The following is a 16,351-nucleotide window of genomic DNA, read 5'->3' as shown; positions in this document are numbered from 1 at the left end:
TTTAATTCCATTGAGAACTGTTAACCTCAGAACTTCTACCATCTAGTAAATTGCTAGGGGGGTCTATATGTAGAAATGCACAAAAAAAGAGGAGCACTCTTTCCCCTCTCTCTTCTAAACATCTATTTCTTAAAATGTTACAGGAACCTTCTCAAATTCCTCATTACTCGCGATTATAAATTTGCTTATAATTCCACATGTACCCCTGCTTTATTCGCAATGGCCTTATCATACAAATATTTAGCGACAACTATATCCGCAATCGCAAGACCCACAGATTTAAAAATGGTAATTTCCTCATCCTTTTCTCTACCTGGCCGCTCCCCACTTACCACTTTTCCAAGCTCTGCATGAATACCAGTTTCAGAAAATACTCCTTCTTGAATCGGCACATGTAAATCTCCTGTTTCTTCCAGAGCTGCGTCTTTTGCTTCTACAATAACTTTATGTGCTGAAGCAATTGCACTTGACGGTAATTCCTGCATCGTTGGACGGAATGAGCCCACCGCGTTTACGTGCGTACCTGGTTTCAATGCTTCGGTGAAGACCGGGATTGTCGAGCTCGTTGCAGTCACTAGAATATCTGCTTTTCGTACCACTTCATTAGGATTATCACAAAGAACTGCTTTCACTTTAAACTTTTCTTCTAAGAATTGAGCAAACTCTTTTGCTTTTGAATCGCTACGATTAAATAAATGAATTTCTTCAATATCTCTTGCAGCTAAAACTGCTTCACACAAACCTTTTGCTTGCTCACCAGTTCCAATAACACCTAATACTTTCGCATTCTCACGTGCAAAATACTTTGTCGCAACACCTGATAAAGCACCTGTTCGAATAAGAGTTAAAAAAGAGCCTTCAAGCAAAGCTAACGGTTCACCAGTTTCAATATCAGATAATAAAACAACACCCTGAATGGTTTTGCCAGTTTTCTTATTATCGGGAACCACCGTTACATATTTAACACCCATTGTTTGCAACTCTTTGGCAACGGAAGGCATGACAAGCCCTGTATTTGCTAGGCCAAAAGGAAGTGACAACCGAATTGGTGTCTCTGTTCTCGAGGCGGAAAACTCATTTAATGCTTGCGCAACACAGTCCATTACCTCATTCATATCCATCAAATTCTTTTGTTCACGTGCACTTAAAATCAACATATCTTTTCCTCCAGTACTGAACTACCTAACAAATACATGTTGCTCTGCGAGATTATTGAACCACCATATTTGATTCTGGAAAGGATGCATCCTTAGCTTCTTCAAGAGATTCTATTTCATCACCAAAACGTGAATGCACAATTGCGGTTCCCGTTAAATCATCCTCAATATTATTTACTATGTTTTCAGTATCAATAAGTGATGATACAGCAACATAAATAGTTAATTGAATAAAATTATTCTTCTTTTTGCACCACCCCTTCTTTCTTTAAAGCTACGAAACTATCAAATCTCTTCCAATAAGAATCCTCTTGGCAAAGTGTCGCGTGGATCAACTAAAAATTGGTGGAAACCTGTCAGGAAAGCTTCTCCTGTAACTTTTGGAATAACCGCTTCATACCCCGCTACATTGCTAATCGATAATATCTCACCAATGAATTGGCCATCTGTGATGCTTTCGTGAACAAAGCTTCCCTTATCTTCCAATTCACCATGTGCATAAAGGCTTGCCAGTCTTGCGCACGTACCTGTACCACAAGGTGAACGGTCGATTTGTTCATCAGCAAAAATTGTAACATTACGCAAATTTGCATTCTCTCCTACTGGATCATCTGAGAAAATAACACCATAAATGCCACGAAGGCCACTTTCAAGTGGATGAACTACATCTATTTTATCTTCGATATATCGTTTGATTTTCGTTCCCCATTTTTGAATTGCAGGTAAATCTTTGGTATTTACTTTCAAACTCATCTCTTTGCTTTTAACAACTGCGTAGAAAGCACCTCCAAATGAGATATCAACATTGAATTCATAACCATCAATACTTACAGGCATATCCTTTTCCAATACAAATGACGGAACATTTTCAAAAGAAACCGCTTCTACAATAGAACCATTGCATTTTGCATAGGCTACTATTTCACCTGCAGGACTATCGATGATAAATTTCTGATTTTCTTCTGTCACGATGAAACGACCTGTTTCTATCCCCATCGTGATTACACCAACAATTCCATGTCCACACATCGTGCTCCAACCTTCATTGTGCATAAACAGTACTCCAAAATCTGCATGAGGGCTCGCAGGGGGCGTAATAATACATCCATACATACCGTGATGCCCCCTTGGTTCAAGCATCAGTACTTCTCTTATGTAATCAAGATGTTCCATGCAGTAAGCACGTCTTTCCAATTGAGTATCACCTTTTATCTCGGGTAGCCCATCCGTTATAATTCGTAATGGTTCGCCTGCAACATGTACATCAACTGTTGTATATACTTTTTTAATGATCATTTAAATCTCTCCAATCCAATTTTTAAAATACTATTTCAAAATGACTTATAAAAAGAGACTCTAGTTATTTATTAACATATGTTTTATAATTTAAGTGAAAGTTCAATATATTTGAAGTATTACTTAAATTACAATAACCTAATATTAGATTAGAGGTAATATTCTGTCAACTTTATTTTTTAAAATATATAATGATGTATACTTTACATAAATTGAGATGAGGTATTGTTATGGACAAAACAATTGGAGATAAAATTAAAAGCCTACGAAAAGAAAGAAAATTGACCCTTAAGGAAATTGCAGACAAGACTGATCTATCCATCAGTTTTTTATCACAAGTTGAGCGTATGAAATCATCTCTAACACTAGAATCGCTTAAGAAAATATCTGAAGTACTTCAAGTAAATCCTAGTTACTTTTTCAGCACAGAAACAAAACAAAAGCAGCCAACTGTCATTCGTGGAATTAATAGCAGTGCGGATTTGACCGTCAACCAATTCATTTACAAGGACTTGTCCGGCAATCATACAGGACTTGGCTTTAACCCACTTTTTATAATTCTAAATCCCGGAGAAAACAAGGGGAATCAATTTACTCATCACGGAAAAGAATTTCTGTATGTTTTAGACGGCATACTGACTGTACAAATAAATGATGAAGAATATCATTTAAACGAACATGACTCCATTATCATCGACTCTAGTAGTCCACATTATTGGTTGAATCTCACAAGTACACCTGTTAAATTTTTATGTGTTTCTTCAGAATGAAAATAAATAAATCCAAATTTTGTTTCTATAATTACTAATAATAAAAAAGAGGAGGGAAATTTCCCTCCTCTCTTTTAGTACTTTACCCTCTTCTTTAAAATTTGCAGATACCTACTCAAACCCCTCATCAATCTCAATTATAGATAATTCCTCTACCAAGTTTGCAATATCTAATTTAGAAAGCCAGCACCTTCATAGCTAACATTGAACGACTGTGGTTCTAGAATATTTTGCACCTTAAATTCCATCAGGGTTCTTCCCTTAATGAAAGAAATTTTGACAACAAAAAAGAGCCCTCATTAGATGAGAACCCTTGATATACTTGCTTATTTAGGATACCGGTGGTCGGGGTCGAACCGACACTCTCGAAAGAACACGATTTTGAGTCGTGCGCGTCTGCCAATTCCGCCACACCGGCATAATATTATTATAGATTATATGTAGTTATTTTAAAAATAATTGGAGGCGGCAACCGGATTTGAACCGGTGGTAGAGGTGTTGCAGACCTGTGCCTTACCACTTGGCTATGCCGCCGTAAATAGAAAATGGAGCGGAAGACGAGGTTCGAACTCGCGACCCCCACCTTGGCAAGGTGGTGTTCTACCACTGAACTACTTCCGCAAATTTAACTGGGGTACCTGGATTCGAACCAGGGCATGACGGAATCAAAATCCGTTGCCTTACCGCTTGGCTATACCCCAATAATATGGGGCGACTGATGGGAATCGAACCCACGAATGCCTGAACCACAATCAGGTGCGTTAACCACTTCGCCACAACCGCCATAATATTATTATTATATCTAAATTATTTTATTGTCAAAAATTAAATGGGGCGACTGATGGGAATCGAACCCACGAATGCCTGAACCACAATCAGGTGCGTTAACCACTTCGCCACAACCGCCATTATATAATTTAAATTGGCAGGGGCAGTAGGAATCGAACCCACATCAAAGGTTTTGGAGACCTCTATTCTACCGTTAAACTATGCCCCTAAAATAAAAAAATGGTGGAGGGGGACGGATTCGAACCGCCGAACCCGAAGGAGCGGATTTACAGTCCGCCGCGTTTAGCCTCTTCGCTACCCCTCCAGAAAAACATGGTGCCGGCGAAAGGAGTCGAACCCTCGACCTACTGATTACAAGTCAGTTGCTCTACCAACTGAGCTACACCGGCATTATTATGGTGGGTCAGGACGGAATCGAACCGCCGACACTTAGAGCTTCAATCTAATGCTCTACCAACTGAGCTACTGACCCATAATAATTTAATATTCTTTTTTAAAAAATGGCGGTCCGGACGGGACTCGAACCCGCGACCTCCTGCGTGACAGGCAGGCATTCTAACCAACTGAACTACCGGACCATTTGGTTGCGGGGACAGGATTTGAACCTGTGACCTTCGGGTTATGAGCCCGACGAGCTACCGAACTGCTCCACCCCGCGATAATGGTATTATTGACTTAAATGGTGGAGGATGACGGGATCGAACCGCCGACCCCCTGCTTGTAAGGCAGGTGCTCTCCCAGCTGAGCTAATCCTCCGTATAATGTTATAAATGGTGACCCCTACGGGATTCGAACCCGTGTTACCGCCGTGAAAGGGCGGTGTCTTAACCGCTTGACCAAGGGGCCATTTAATAAATGAGAATGTGTATGGCGGAGAGCAAGGGATTTGAACCCTTGAGACAAGGTTACTCGCCTACACGATTTCCAATCGTGCTCCTTCGGCCACTCGGACAGCTCTCCAAAAATGGCTCCGAAGGTAGGACTCGAACCTACGACCGTCCGGTTAACAGCCGGATGCTCTACCACTGAGCTACTTCGGAATAATATGATCGCCTAGCAACGTCCTACTCTCACAGGGGGAAACCCCCAACTACCATCGGCGCTAAAGAGCTTAACTTCCGTGTTCGGCATGGGAACGGGTGTGACCTCTTTGCCATCATCACTAGACTATTGTATTACCTAAGGACAAGAATAATTATATCATCTTTTTTAAATTTTAGCAAGTGTTTTTTGCTATTTTAGAAAAGTTTTTTATTATTCTCTCAAAACTGGATAAATTACATTGAAGTTTGTTAAGTAAAATTTGGTTAAGTCCTCGATCTATTAGTATTCGTCAGCTCCGTATGTCGCCACACTTCCACCTCGAACCTATCTACCTCATCGTCTTTGAGGGATCTTACTTACTTGCGTAATGGGAAATCTCATCTTGAGGGGGGCTTCATGCTTAGATGCTTTCAGCACTTATCCCGTCCACACATAGCTACCCAGCGATGCCCTTGGCAGAACAACTGGTACACCAGCGGTGTGTCCATCCCGGTCCTCTCGTACTAAGGACAGCTCCTCTCAAATTTCCTACGCCCACGACGGATAGGGACCGAACTGTCTCACGACGTTCTGAACCCAGCTCGCGTACCGCTTTAATGGGCGAACAGCCCAACCCTTGGGACCGACTACAGCCCCAGGATGCGATGAGCCGACATCGAGGTGCCAAACCTCCCCGTCGATGTGGACTCTTGGGGGAGATAAGCCTGTTATCCCCGGGGTAGCTTTTATCCGTTGAGCGATGGCCCTTCCATGCGGAACCACCGGATCACTAAGCCCGTCTTTCGACCCTGCTCGACTTGTAGGTCTCGCAGTCAAGCTCCCTTATGCCTTTACACTCTACGAATGATTTCCAACCATTCTGAGGGAACCTTTGGGCGCCTCCGTTACTCTTTAGGAGGCGACCGCCCCAGTCAAACTGCCCGCCTGACACTGTCTCCTACCCCGCTAAGGGGCATGGGTTAGAAGTTCAATACATCTAGGGTAGTATCCCACCAACGCCTCCTCCGAAGCTGGCGCTCCGGAATCTCTGGCTCCTACCTATCCTGTACAAGATGTATCAAAATTCAATATCAGGCTACAGTAAAGCTCCACGGGGTCTTTCCGTCCTGTCGCGGGTAACCTGCATCTTCACAGGTACTATAATTTCACCGAGTCTCTCGTTGAGACAGTGCCCAGATCGTTACGCCTTTCGTGCGGGTCGGAACTTACCCGACAAGGAATTTCGCTACCTTAGGACCGTTATAGTTACGGCCGCCGTTTACTGGGGCTTCAATTCGCACCTTCGCTTGCGCTAAGCACTCCTCTTAACCTTCCAGCACCGGGCAGGCGTCAGCCCCTATACGTCACCTTACGGTTTTGCAGAGACCTGTGTTTTTGCTAAACAGTCGCCTGGGCCTATTCACTGCGGCTCTCTCGGGCTTTCACCCTACTAGAGCACCCCTTCTCCCGAAGTTACGGGGTCATTTTGCCGAGTTCCTTAACGAGAGTTCTCTCGCACACCTTAGGATTCTCTCCTCGACTACCTGTGTCGGTTTGCGGTACGGGCACCTTTTACCTCGCTAGAGGCTTTTCTTGGCAGTGTGAAATCAGGAACTCCGGACATACGTCCTCGTCATCACAGCTCAACGTTATAGAAATGGGATTTGCCTCATTTCACGCCTCACTGCTTGAACATGCATAACCAACAGCATGCTTACCCTATCCTACTGCGTCCCCCCATTGCTCAAATGGTAAATAGGTGGTACAGGAATATCAACCTGTTGTCCATCGCCTACGCCTATCGGCCTCGGCTTAGGTCCCGACTAACCCTGAGCGGACGAGCCTTCCTCAGGAAACCTTAGTCATTCGGTGGACGGGATTCTCACCCGTCTTTCGCTACTCATACCGGCATTCTCACTTCTAAGCGCTCCACCAGTCCTTCCGGTCTGACTTCACAGCACTTAGAACGCTCTCCTACCACGGACATCTAAGATGTCCATCCACAGCTTCGGTGAATTGTTTAGCCCCGATACATTTTCGGCGCAGCGTCACTCGACCAGTGAGCTATTACGCACTCTTTAAATGATGGCTGCTTCTGAGCCAACATCCTGGTTGTCTAAGCAACGTCACATCCTTTTCCACTTAACAATTACTTTGGGACCTTAGCTGGTGGTCTGGGCTGTTTCCCTCTTGACTACGGATCTTATCACTCGCAGTCTGACTCCCGTGCATAAATCACTGGCATTCGGAGTTTGTCTGAATTCGGTAATCCGGGATGGACCCCTAGTTCAAACAGTGCTCTACCTCCAGGATTCTTTATCACGAGGCTAGCCCTAAAGCTATTTCGGAGAGAACCAGCTATCTCCAGGTTCGATTGGAATTTCTCCGCTACCCACACCTCATCCCCGCACTTTTCAACGTACGTGGGTTCGGGCCTCCAGTAAGTGTTACCTTACCTTCACCCTGGACATGGGTAGATCACCTGGTTTCGGGTCTACAACCACATACTCATTCGCCCTATTCAGACTCGCTTTCGCTGCGGCTCCGTCTTCTAAAACTTAACCTCGCATGTAATCGTAACTCGCCGGTTCATTCTACAAAAGGCACGCTATCACCCATTAACGGGCTCTAACTACTTGTAGGCACATGGTTTCAGGATCTATTTCACTCCCCTTCCGGGGTGCTTTTCACCTTTCCCTCACGGTACTGGTTCACTATCGGTCACTAGGTAGTATTTAGCCTTGGGAGATGGTCCTCCCAGATTCCGACGGAATTTCACGTGTTCCGCCGTACTCAGGATACACTCAAGAGAGAATGAACTTTCAACTACAGGGCTGTTACCTGCTCTGGCGGGCCTTTCCAGACCGCTTCGTTTAACTCATTCCTTTGTAACTCCATATAGAGTGTCCTACAACCCCAAGAGGCAAGCCTCTTGGTTTGGGCTATTCCCGTTTCGCTCGCCGCTACTCAGGGAATCGATTTTTCTTTCTCTTCCTCCAGGTACTTAGATGTTTCAGTTCCCTGGGTCTGCCATCAAGACGCTATGTATTCACGTCAAGATACTGCTCCATTACGAACAGTGGGTTCCCCCATTCGGAAATCTCCGGATCAAAGCTCACTTACAGCTCCCCGAAGCATATCGGTGTTAGTGCCGTCCTTCTTCGGCTCCTAGTGCCAAGGCATCCGCCATGCGCCCTTAATAACTTAACCTAAAAGTTAGTTATTAAGCCTAAAAAACTTAATAATAAAAAATGTGTTACTTAATTTGCTTCAATGTCGTTTTATCCAGTTTTCAAAGAACAATATTGGTGGAGCCTAGCGGGATCGAACCGCTGACCTCCTGCGTGCAAGGCAGGCGCTCTCCCAGCTGAGCTAAGGCCCCAAAAAAAGAAAATATGGTGGGCCTAAATGGACTCGAACCATCGACCTCACGCTTATCAGGCGTGCGCTCTAACCAGCTGAGCTATAGGCCCCTTTTGGGAAAATATATAATTGAAGTATGAACCTTCAAAACTGAACGCAAGACGTTAATCGACAGATCCAAGATCTGTTTCCGTAATTATCCTTAGAAAGGAGGTGATCCAGCCGCACCTTCCGATACGGCTACCTTGTTACGACTTCACCCCAATCATCTATCCCACCTTCGGCGGCTGGCTCCATAAAGGTTACCTCACCGACTTCGGGTGTTACAAACTCTCGTGGTGTGACGGGCGGTGTGTACAAGGCCCGGGAACGTATTCACCGTGGCATGCTGATCCACGATTACTAGCGATTCCGGCTTCATGTAGGCGAGTTGCAGCCTACAATCCGAACTGAGAACGATTTTATGAGATTAGCATACCCTCGCGAGTTAGCGACTCTTTGTATCGTCCATTGTAGCACGTGTGTAGCCCAGGTCATAAGGGGCATGATGATTTGACGTCATCCCCACCTTCCTCCGGTTTGTCACCGGCAGTCACCTTAGAGTGCCCAACTAAATGATGGCAACTAAGATCAAGGGTTGCGCTCGTTGCGGGACTTAACCCAACATCTCACGACACGAGCTGACGACAACCATGCACCACCTGTCACCAATGTCCCCGAAGGGAAAACTCTATCTCTAGAGCGGTCATTGGGATGTCAAGACCTGGTAAGGTTCTTCGCGTTGCTTCGAATTAAACCACATGCTCCACCGCTTGTGCGGGCCCCCGTCAATTCCTTTGAGTTTCAACCTTGCGGCCGTACTCCCCAGGCGGAGTGCTTAATGCGTTAGCTGCAGCACTAAGGGGCGGAAACCCCCTAACACTTAGCACTCATCGTTTACGGCGTGGACTACCAGGGTATCTAATCCTGTTTGCTCCCCACGCTTTCGCGCCTCAGTGTCAGTTACAGACCAGAAAGTCGCCTTCGCCACTGGTGTTCCTCCAAATCTCTACGCATTTCACCGCTACACTTGGAATTCCACTTTCCTCTTCTGCACTCAAGTCTCCCAGTTTCCAATGACCCTCCACGGTTGAGCCGTGGGCTTTCACATCAGACTTAAGAAACCACCTGCGCGCGCTTTACGCCCAATAAATCCGGACAACGCTTGCCACCTACGTATTACCGCGGCTGCTGGCACGTAGTTAGCCGTGGCTTTCTAATAAGGTACCGTCAAGGTACGTTCAGTTACTAACGTACTTGTTCTTCCCTTACAACAGAGTTTTACGATCCGAAAACCTTCATCACTCACGCGGCGTTGCTCCATCAGACTTTCGTCCATTGTGGAAGATTCCCTACTGCTGCCTCCCGTAGGAGTTTGGGCCGTGTCTCAGTCCCAATGTGGCCGATCACCCTCTCAGGTCGGCTATGCATCGTTGCCTTGGTAGGCCGTTACCCCACCAACTAGCTAATGCACCGCGGGCCCATCTAGTAGTGACAGCCGAAACCGCCTTTCAGCATTTTGCCATGTGACAAAATGGATTATTCGGTATTAGCCCCGGTTTCCCGGAGTTATCCCAATCTACTAGGTAGGTTGCCCACGTGTTACTCACCCGTCCGCCGCTAAATCAGAAGAAGCAAGCTTCTTCATCATTCGCTCGACTTGCATGTATTAGGCACGCCGCCAGCGTTCGTCCTGAGCCAGGATCAAACTCTCCATAAAAGTAGTTTGAAAGCTCATTAGCTTTGCTAGCGTATCATCCGAAGATGATATCTATTTTCGTTTTGAACACCAACAGAGTTGATGTTCAAAAACATTTATTGATTAACGTCTTGCATGTTCAGTTTTCAAGGTTCATTTTGTTGTTATTGTAATCGCTTGTTGCAGCGACTTTAATATCTTAACATCTTTCATTTTTGATGTCAATAACTTTTTTGAAAAAGTTTTTTGAGTGAAAGTTTTAAGTTTTAACAACACGTCTTAGCGACAATTAATATAATACAATAGTGTCGATACTCATGTCAACACTTTTTCTAAAAAAATCCGAGGCGTTTTAAACGCCTCAATTAATATACAACTATTCAGCGATTTCTTCAACCTTATAATCTCTATGATATATGTTATTTCCTTTAGTCTCTACACGCTCTACAGAGATGTAGCCTTTATCTATTAAGTATTCGATGAAAACTTCAAGGTTAACTGAATAGTTTTTCAGCTCCTCTTGTTCATGCAATTCTTGAATTGTCCAAAAGTCTTTCTTAGACATTACTTCTATTACATGTGTTGCTCCATCTGCAGTACGAGAATGAATAAAGAACTCGCTTGCTAAAAATAATAACTCTAATCGTTTATCCAACGATTCTTCACTTGTAATAAGTTCTTCATATAATTTATAAATGGCTGGATCAATTTGTTTTACTTGCGACCACACTGTAACCTCAGGGTACATTCCTTTATCCATTACAGCAAGTCGAGCTAAATGATGCAATGATTCAACAACATGATTATAGGCATCTAAGTAATTTTTCTCTTCGAAACATACTTTACCTTCTAAGTATCTTCGTATAAGCTTTGCAAACTCAATACCCATTTTAATTTTCCGACCATAAAAAGGGAACTCCTTCAGTTCCTTTTTTAAATTAAAAAGATACTCATTACGATCGAATAATACTTTTCCAAAGAATAGCCAGTCGACTATCTTCTTATTAGTTCCTACTAATAACCATTTGTTTAACTGCTTCTCCGTAATAATGTGCATAGCAGCTTTTTTATCTTTAAATGTATAATGTTTCGTAAAGACTGGTCGGTCACTTTGTTTTGTAATAATAAGAAGTACCGTATCAAATGTATCTGTTATCGGGCTAACTTCTTCCCTTTTTTCTATTAAAATTACACCTATTGTATTCGGGTGACTTGCTCGTTCTTGGTATATGGGTCGTAGTAGCTGCTCCATAATGATCCTCCTATAGTCAATAGTCAATTTACTCTGTCTTAAACGTTCGACAAAAATAATAAGATTCCTGCATAAAATTTTCACTTCATATTACGATATCATTTTGTGTTATAGTATGTTGTAGATTAGGAGGCTTACAAATGAAACCATATAAAAATAAGATAAATAAAATCCGTTCATTTGCTTTATCTCTCATATTTATAGGCTTTATCATCATGTACGGCGCCATTTTCTTCAGAGAACACCAATGGTTAGTTATTATCTTCATGACACTAGGTATCCTCTGTATTCTTGGAAGTACTTTTGTATATGGATGGATTGGATTCCTTTCAACCCGAGCGGTATTAGTAGAATGTCCGGGGTGCCATAAACACACAAAAGTGCTTGGACGTGTAGATATGTGTATGTATTGCAATGAACCACTTACTTTAGATCCTTCATTAGAAGGACAAGAGTTTGATCAATCATTAAACAATCGCACAAAGCGTAATGATTAATGCCTTCACCCCGTTACTAAATTGTAACGGGGGTTTTTTATTGAAAAAACATTAAATAGTTTACCATAAAAAGAAGCTACCTATGTGTCATTCTTGACAGTTAAGTAGCTCCCTTACTTATTGAACTTTCGTAGCTTGCTCAGAACACGTCGGACAAGTTCCGTAAATTTCCATTCTGTGCGAGTTGATTTTGAAGCCAGTGACATGAGCGGCGAAATGTTCAACCTCATCAAGTCCTGGGTAATGGAAATCTACAATCTTCCCACAACCTTCACAAATAATGTGATAGTGCTTATTTGTAACAAAATCAAAACGACTTGCGCTATCACCATATGTTAATTCTTTCACTAAACCTGATTCTCGGAATACACGAAGATTATTATAAACCGTTGCTACACTCATATTAGGGAATTTCCCTTCAAGTGCTTTGTATATTTCATCAGCTGTTGGATGTGACATTGTTTCGATTAAGTACTCTAAAATAGCATGACGTTGGGGGGTGATCCTTACGCCTGTTGTCTTTAGCGTGTCTAGAGCGCTTTTCAATTGCACTTCAGTCATCGCCATGCACCTCAATTCATAAAAATTATTAGTTTATAATTGTTATAATTAGTTTACTTAAAAACTAGGGCAAATGTCAACATATCCATCTATGAGTCACCTTTTTGTTCTGGTTTTTAATAAGGATAATTTACTAAGCATCAAAAATTAGCTCTAATTATCAAAAATATATCATTTTATTCCTTGTATCATTCTCAATTGCTCCTAGTTAATGATACTTTCACCTACAACTATAAAAGTTCCTGACTAATAACCTCTGGTAATATCCATTTTGTTAATAAGGTCTGTATCTCCCTCTAGCCACTTTGTTAAGTTAGGTTTGAAAATCTCTAAACTACGCTCCAAATACCTAGAAGAATGACTTGAGACATGAGGCGAAACAGTAACAGTACTCATCTGCCAAAAAGGATGATCTGCTGGTAACGGTTCTTCTTCATATACATCTAAAACTGCATGTGCGATTTCTCCTGCATTCAATGCGTTTATCAATACATCTGTGGATACTAAATCGCCGCGGCCAAAGTTCATGAATAATGCACTACCTTTCATCGCTTTGAAATGTTCACTATTTAATAAATGTTGTGTATCTGGAGTACTTGGTAAGACCGAAATAACTATATCAGCACTTGGTAATTCCTTTAGCAATGCACTAAAAGAAATCATATCATCCATATAATCTGCCGTATTTCCTGAGCGATTACACCCTATAGTATGTACGCCAAAAGCTTGCAACAATCGGCCAATCTCGGAACCAATTGCACCCGGTCCTAAAATAAGAGCGGTAGAACCATGAAGTTCCGTTGCTTTAGACTTACGGTTCCATTCAGTTTTTTGCTCTTGTTCATAGATCCATGCGAGTCCACGTTTATATGATAGAATGTGGGCAAGTACAGATTCTGCCATCGGGACTTTATGAATGCCACGTACATTAGAAACAACAATACCACGTTCAGCAATTTCCTTTTGAGGCATTTTCTCTATCCCTGCCGAAGCAACCATTATCCATTTTAGCTTCTTCGCTAACCTTATTTGCTCCGCTTCAATATCTTCACCATAAGTAACTATAACTTCTGCCTCTTTTAATACAGTATGATCCATATTGTCATGGAAGATAAAATCAATCGTAGGGAAATCTTGTATTAGTCCCTCTTTTAAATCTGGTCTTGGATCAAAAGTAAAATATACTATCATAACTATTCCCCCTTCTCCCGTATATAAGTTAGCACATCTTCAATATGTCCCTTCACCCGGACTTTGCGCCACTCTTTAATAATTACCCCATTTTCGTCTATCATAAAAGTAGAGCGTTCGATACCCATATATTCACGTCCGTACATTTTCTTCAATTTCCAAACGCCGTATTTTTCCGCAACTGCATGATCCTCATCTACTAATAGCGAAAATGGTAAACCATGCTTTTCTATAAATTTCTCATGTCTTTTTTCATCATCAGGGCTTACTCCTAAAATAACAGTATTTAAATCAGAGAAATCACTATGAAAGTCTCTAAATTCACATGCCTCTGTTGTACAACCAGGTGTCATATCTTTTGGGTAAAAATAGAGCACTACCGATTTCTTTCCATTATAATCTGCGAGCGATACCAGTTCACCCTGTTCATTTTTCAGAGTGAAATTTGGTGCTTGTTGTCCTTCTAGTACAGTCATATTTAATCCTCCTATTCACTTTTACAATAATTGTATCAATTTTTTGAAGAAACGTCGTTTTTTTGTCTACACTATAGGTTACTGTCATAAGTTAATTAAGCTCATGAATAATCCGTTGTTGACCATCTTGAGGTAATCGGTTAAAGTAGCGGAATACTAGTATACAGAAAGAGAGGTTACCCATTTCAAATGAAATTAGGTGCCCGTATTTTAAAAACAGGTTTAGCTATTGTATTTGCACTATATATTGCAAATTTGCTTAACTTACCATCACCCGTCTTTGCCGGCATTGCTGCTATTTTCGCAATCCAACCATCTATTTATCGCTCTTATTTAACAATTTTAGAACAAGTACAATCGAATCTAATCGGTGCTGCAATAGCTGTTTCATTTGGTCTACTATTCGGCCATCAATATGTAGCCGTTGGATTAGCTGCTATCATAACTATTTCTATCGTCATTCGACTTGGTTTGGAAAATTGTATTTCCTTATCTCTTGTAACCGTCATCGCGATTTTAGAAGTTCAAGGTGATGATTTTCTTACTTTCGGTTTGATTAGATTTGTTACAGTACTCATCGGGGTACTTGCAGCATTCATCGTCAACCTAGTATTTTTACCACCTCGTTATGAAACAAGATTATTTCAATCCATCCATCTGTTGCAGGATGAAATTATTCGCTGGACTCGTCTTGCAGTTCGTCAAGCATCTGAACATACATCAACAAAACAGTCTTTGCGGAAATTAAAAGAGCATCATTTGAAACTCAACCAGTTATATTTATTTTATAAGGAAGAACGTAGATATATAAAAAATGAAAAGCATGTAAAAGCAAGAAAGCTTGTTGTTTATAGACAAATGATTACAACATCGAAGAAAAGTTTAGAAGTTTTACAAAGACTACATTTACATGAGAACGAGTTATCAAAACTTCCTGAGCAGTTTCATATTATGATTCAAGAACGTTTAGATTTCCTACTTACTTATCACGAACAACTCTTTTTGAAATATTCTGGGAAACTAAAGCCTGATCATAAGGCTTGGATTGGTCAAGAGGAATATTTACAAAGAAACGAAGTAATGGATATTTTCGCAGAACAAATTGCAATTTCACGCGAAAATGATGAGGACGAAGAATTTTCAAGCTATCATTTACTGCATATACTCTCTCGTATTTTAGATTACGAAGAAAACTTAGAGCATTTAGATACTCTTATTATGTCATATCAAAATCACCATGGTGATGAAATTAAACTTGAAATTGAAGACAGCATATTCTAAAAAAGCATCCAATGTATCGTTTTACTCGATACATTGGATGCTTTTATCATTTAATTTTTCATTTTAGGATCAAGAGCATCTCTTAAACCATCCCCCATTAAGTTAAACCCTAGAACAGTTAGCATAATCGCTAAACCTGGGAAAATCATAGTCCAAGGAGCATTGATTAAATAGATACGTGCATCAGCTAGCATTTTACCCCACTCTGGTGTAGGTGCTTCTGCTCCAAGTCCAAGAAAACCAAGTGCAGCCGCTTCAATAATTGCAGATGCGATGGCAAGTGTTCCTTGCACAATGACCGGTGTCATCGAATTCGGTAATATATGCGAAAAAAGAATCCGCGCATCTTTCATACCAATCGCTTTTGCAGAAGTAATATACTCTTCTTGCTTTATACTCAATACCTTTGAACGAATGAGTCTTCCAAAGTTCGGAACATTAATAATTGCAATAGCAATTAAAGCATTTTGCAAAGATGGACCAAGTATTGATACAACTGCAATCGCAAGTAATATACTTGGAAATGCTAACATAATATCAAAAATTCGTGAGATGATGGTATCAATCCAGCGACCATAATAACCAGCAATAATCCCCAATATACTTCCTACTACAACTGAACCAATAACTGAAGAAAAACCAACCCATAGTGATATTCTGGCGCCGTGAACGACCCGTGAAAAAATATCCCGACCAAAATCATCTGTACCAAACCAATGATCAGCTGATGGTGGCTGTAAACGGTCCTTTAACACTTGATCATTAATTCCCTCTGTAACTAACAATGGACCAATAATAGCTAGAAGGATGAAGAATGCAACAATTACTGCCCCTACAAGCGCAGCTTTACTTTTCTTAAAGCTACGCCATGCTTCTTTCCATGGACCAACCGATTGATCTTGTTTAATAACTACATCTATAGTTGCATTCGGTGCCATTTCAGACATATCGGACTCC

General features: G+C 41.6%; 10 protein-coding genes, 18 tRNA genes and 3 rRNA genes. 3 read left to right on the top strand and 28 right to left on the bottom strand.

Annotated features, from left to right (window positions below):
• Positions 1-185: 185 nt before the first annotated feature.
• Positions 186-1,157, bottom strand: a complete 972-nt coding sequence (locus MHH98_RS03105; RefSeq protein WP_038189091.1) for an ornithine cyclodeaminase family protein — start codon at positions 1,155-1,157, stop codon at positions 186-188.
• 285 nt (positions 1,158-1,442) lie between these two features.
• The gene (locus MHH98_RS03100; protein WP_038189094.1) at positions 1,443-2,453 is read right to left on the bottom strand and encodes a proline racemase family protein; all 1,011 of its coding nucleotides are present in this window, start codon (positions 2,451-2,453) and stop codon (positions 1,443-1,445) included.
• 230 nt (positions 2,454-2,683) lie between these two features.
• Between MHH98_RS03100 and MHH98_RS03095 the strand changes: the two genes are divergently transcribed.
• Positions 2,684-3,223 carry a helix-turn-helix domain-containing protein gene (locus MHH98_RS03095; RefSeq protein ID WP_038189098.1) on the top strand — a complete coding sequence of 180 codons (540 nt, stop codon included), beginning with the start codon at positions 2,684-2,686 and terminating at the stop codon, positions 3,221-3,223.
• Positions 3,224-3,559: 336 nt separating this feature from the next.
• Here the strand turns inward: MHH98_RS03095 and MHH98_RS03090 are convergent.
• From MHH98_RS03090 to MHH98_RS02985, 22 genes are all read right to left on the bottom strand, one after another.
• Positions 3,560-3,641: transfer RNA gene (locus tag MHH98_RS03090), tRNA-Leu, on the bottom strand.
• A gap of 42 nt (positions 3,642-3,683) precedes the next feature.
• Positions 3,684-3,757 (bottom strand) — tRNA-Cys (locus MHH98_RS03085).
• Between the two features lie 12 nt (positions 3,758-3,769).
• Positions 3,770-3,844 (bottom strand) — tRNA-Gly (locus tag MHH98_RS03080).
• Between the two features lie 8 nt (positions 3,845-3,852).
• Positions 3,853-3,924, bottom strand: a tRNA-Gln gene (locus tag MHH98_RS03075).
• A gap of 6 nt (positions 3,925-3,930) precedes the next feature.
• Positions 3,931-4,006: transfer RNA gene (locus MHH98_RS03070), tRNA-His, on the bottom strand.
• Between the two features lie 47 nt (positions 4,007-4,053).
• A tRNA-His gene (locus tag MHH98_RS03065) sits at positions 4,054-4,129 on the bottom strand.
• Positions 4,130-4,146: 17 nt separating this feature from the next.
• Positions 4,147-4,220 (bottom strand) — tRNA-Trp (locus MHH98_RS03060).
• Positions 4,221-4,232: 12 nt separating this feature from the next.
• Positions 4,233-4,316: transfer RNA gene (locus tag MHH98_RS03055), tRNA-Tyr, on the bottom strand.
• Between the two features lie 9 nt (positions 4,317-4,325).
• Positions 4,326-4,401: transfer RNA gene (locus tag MHH98_RS03050), tRNA-Thr, on the bottom strand.
• A 7-nt stretch (positions 4,402-4,408) separates the two neighbouring features.
• Positions 4,409-4,484, bottom strand: a tRNA-Phe gene (locus MHH98_RS03045).
• Between the two features lie 29 nt (positions 4,485-4,513).
• Positions 4,514-4,590, bottom strand: a tRNA-Asp gene (locus MHH98_RS03040).
• Between the two features lie 3 nt (positions 4,591-4,593).
• Positions 4,594-4,670: transfer RNA gene (locus MHH98_RS03035), tRNA-Met, on the bottom strand.
• Between the two features lie 22 nt (positions 4,671-4,692).
• Positions 4,693-4,768 (bottom strand) — tRNA-Val (locus tag MHH98_RS03030).
• A gap of 15 nt (positions 4,769-4,783) precedes the next feature.
• Positions 4,784-4,858 (bottom strand) — tRNA-Glu (locus tag MHH98_RS03025).
• 22 nt (positions 4,859-4,880) lie between these two features.
• A tRNA-Ser gene (locus MHH98_RS03020) sits at positions 4,881-4,972 on the bottom strand.
• Positions 4,973-4,977: 5 nt separating this feature from the next.
• Positions 4,978-5,052: transfer RNA gene (locus MHH98_RS03015), tRNA-Asn, on the bottom strand.
• Positions 5,053-5,063: 11 nt separating this feature from the next.
• Positions 5,064-5,179: ribosomal RNA gene (rrf, locus tag MHH98_RS03010) — 5S ribosomal RNA — on the bottom strand.
• Positions 5,180-5,315: 136 nt separating this feature from the next.
• Positions 5,316-8,245 (bottom strand): 23S ribosomal RNA (locus MHH98_RS03005).
• A 96-nt stretch (positions 8,246-8,341) separates the two neighbouring features.
• Positions 8,342-8,417 (bottom strand) — tRNA-Ala (locus MHH98_RS03000).
• A gap of 14 nt (positions 8,418-8,431) precedes the next feature.
• Positions 8,432-8,508 (bottom strand) — tRNA-Ile (locus MHH98_RS02995).
• Between the two features lie 96 nt (positions 8,509-8,604).
• Positions 8,605-10,157: ribosomal RNA gene (locus MHH98_RS02990) — 16S ribosomal RNA — on the bottom strand.
• Together the 16S, 23S and 5S rRNA genes with 18 tRNA genes alongside form the textbook arrangement of a ribosomal RNA operon.
• Before the next feature lie 355 nt (positions 10,158-10,512).
• Entirely contained in the window at positions 10,513-11,388 is an 876-nt protein-coding gene (locus tag MHH98_RS02985; RefSeq protein WP_038178493.1) for a nucleotidyltransferase-like protein, read from the bottom strand.
• A 140-nt stretch (positions 11,389-11,528) separates the two neighbouring features.
• Here MHH98_RS02985 and MHH98_RS02980 point away from each other — a divergent pair, with 140 nt between their 5' ends.
• Positions 11,529-11,885 carry a YgzB family protein gene (locus MHH98_RS02980; RefSeq protein ID WP_038178495.1) on the top strand — a complete coding sequence of 119 codons (357 nt, stop codon included), beginning with the start codon at positions 11,529-11,531 and terminating at the stop codon, positions 11,883-11,885.
• 117 nt (positions 11,886-12,002) lie between these two features.
• Here the strand turns inward: MHH98_RS02980 and perR are convergent, their stop codons facing one another.
• The 3 genes from perR to bcp all read right to left on the bottom strand — a co-directional run bounded on the left by perR (position 12,003) and on the right by bcp (position 14,113).
• On the bottom strand, positions 12,003-12,446 hold the full coding sequence (gene perR, locus MHH98_RS02975) for a peroxide-responsive transcriptional repressor PerR (RefSeq protein WP_179078290.1): 444 nt from the start codon (positions 12,444-12,446) through the stop codon (positions 12,003-12,005).
• A gap of 246 nt (positions 12,447-12,692) precedes the next feature.
• Positions 12,693-13,637, bottom strand: coding sequence for a D-2-hydroxyacid dehydrogenase (locus tag MHH98_RS02970; protein WP_076065915.1), 945 nt, complete (start codon positions 13,635-13,637; stop codon positions 12,693-12,695).
• A gap of 2 nt (positions 13,638-13,639) precedes the next feature.
• The gene (gene bcp / locus MHH98_RS02965) at positions 13,640-14,113 is read right to left on the bottom strand and encodes a thioredoxin-dependent thiol peroxidase (protein ID WP_076065916.1); all 474 of its coding nucleotides are present in this window, start codon (positions 14,111-14,113) and stop codon (positions 13,640-13,642) included.
• 189 nt (positions 14,114-14,302) lie between these two features.
• Here bcp and MHH98_RS02960 point away from each other — a divergent pair, with 189 nt between their 5' ends.
• Complete coding sequence (locus MHH98_RS02960) at positions 14,303-15,394, top strand: FUSC family protein (RefSeq protein WP_076035130.1); 1,092 nt, start codon at positions 14,303-14,305, stop codon at positions 15,392-15,394.
• Between the two features lie 50 nt (positions 15,395-15,444).
• On the opposite strand, the gene MHH98_RS02955 is transcribed toward MHH98_RS02960, so the two are convergent.
• Entirely contained in the window at positions 15,445-16,341 is an 897-nt protein-coding gene (locus tag MHH98_RS02955) for an ABC transporter permease (protein WP_076065917.1), read from the bottom strand.
• Positions 16,342-16,351: the final 10 nt, after the last annotated feature.

The sequence above is a fragment of the Viridibacillus sp. FSL H8-0110 genome, from assembly GCF_038003565.1.
GTDB classification, from domain to species: domain Bacteria; phylum Bacillota; class Bacilli; order Bacillales_A; family Planococcaceae; genus Viridibacillus; species Viridibacillus arenosi.
The sequence above is the reverse complement of the archived record's forward strand: the minus strand, read 5'-3'. Positions and strand labels throughout refer to the sequence as shown.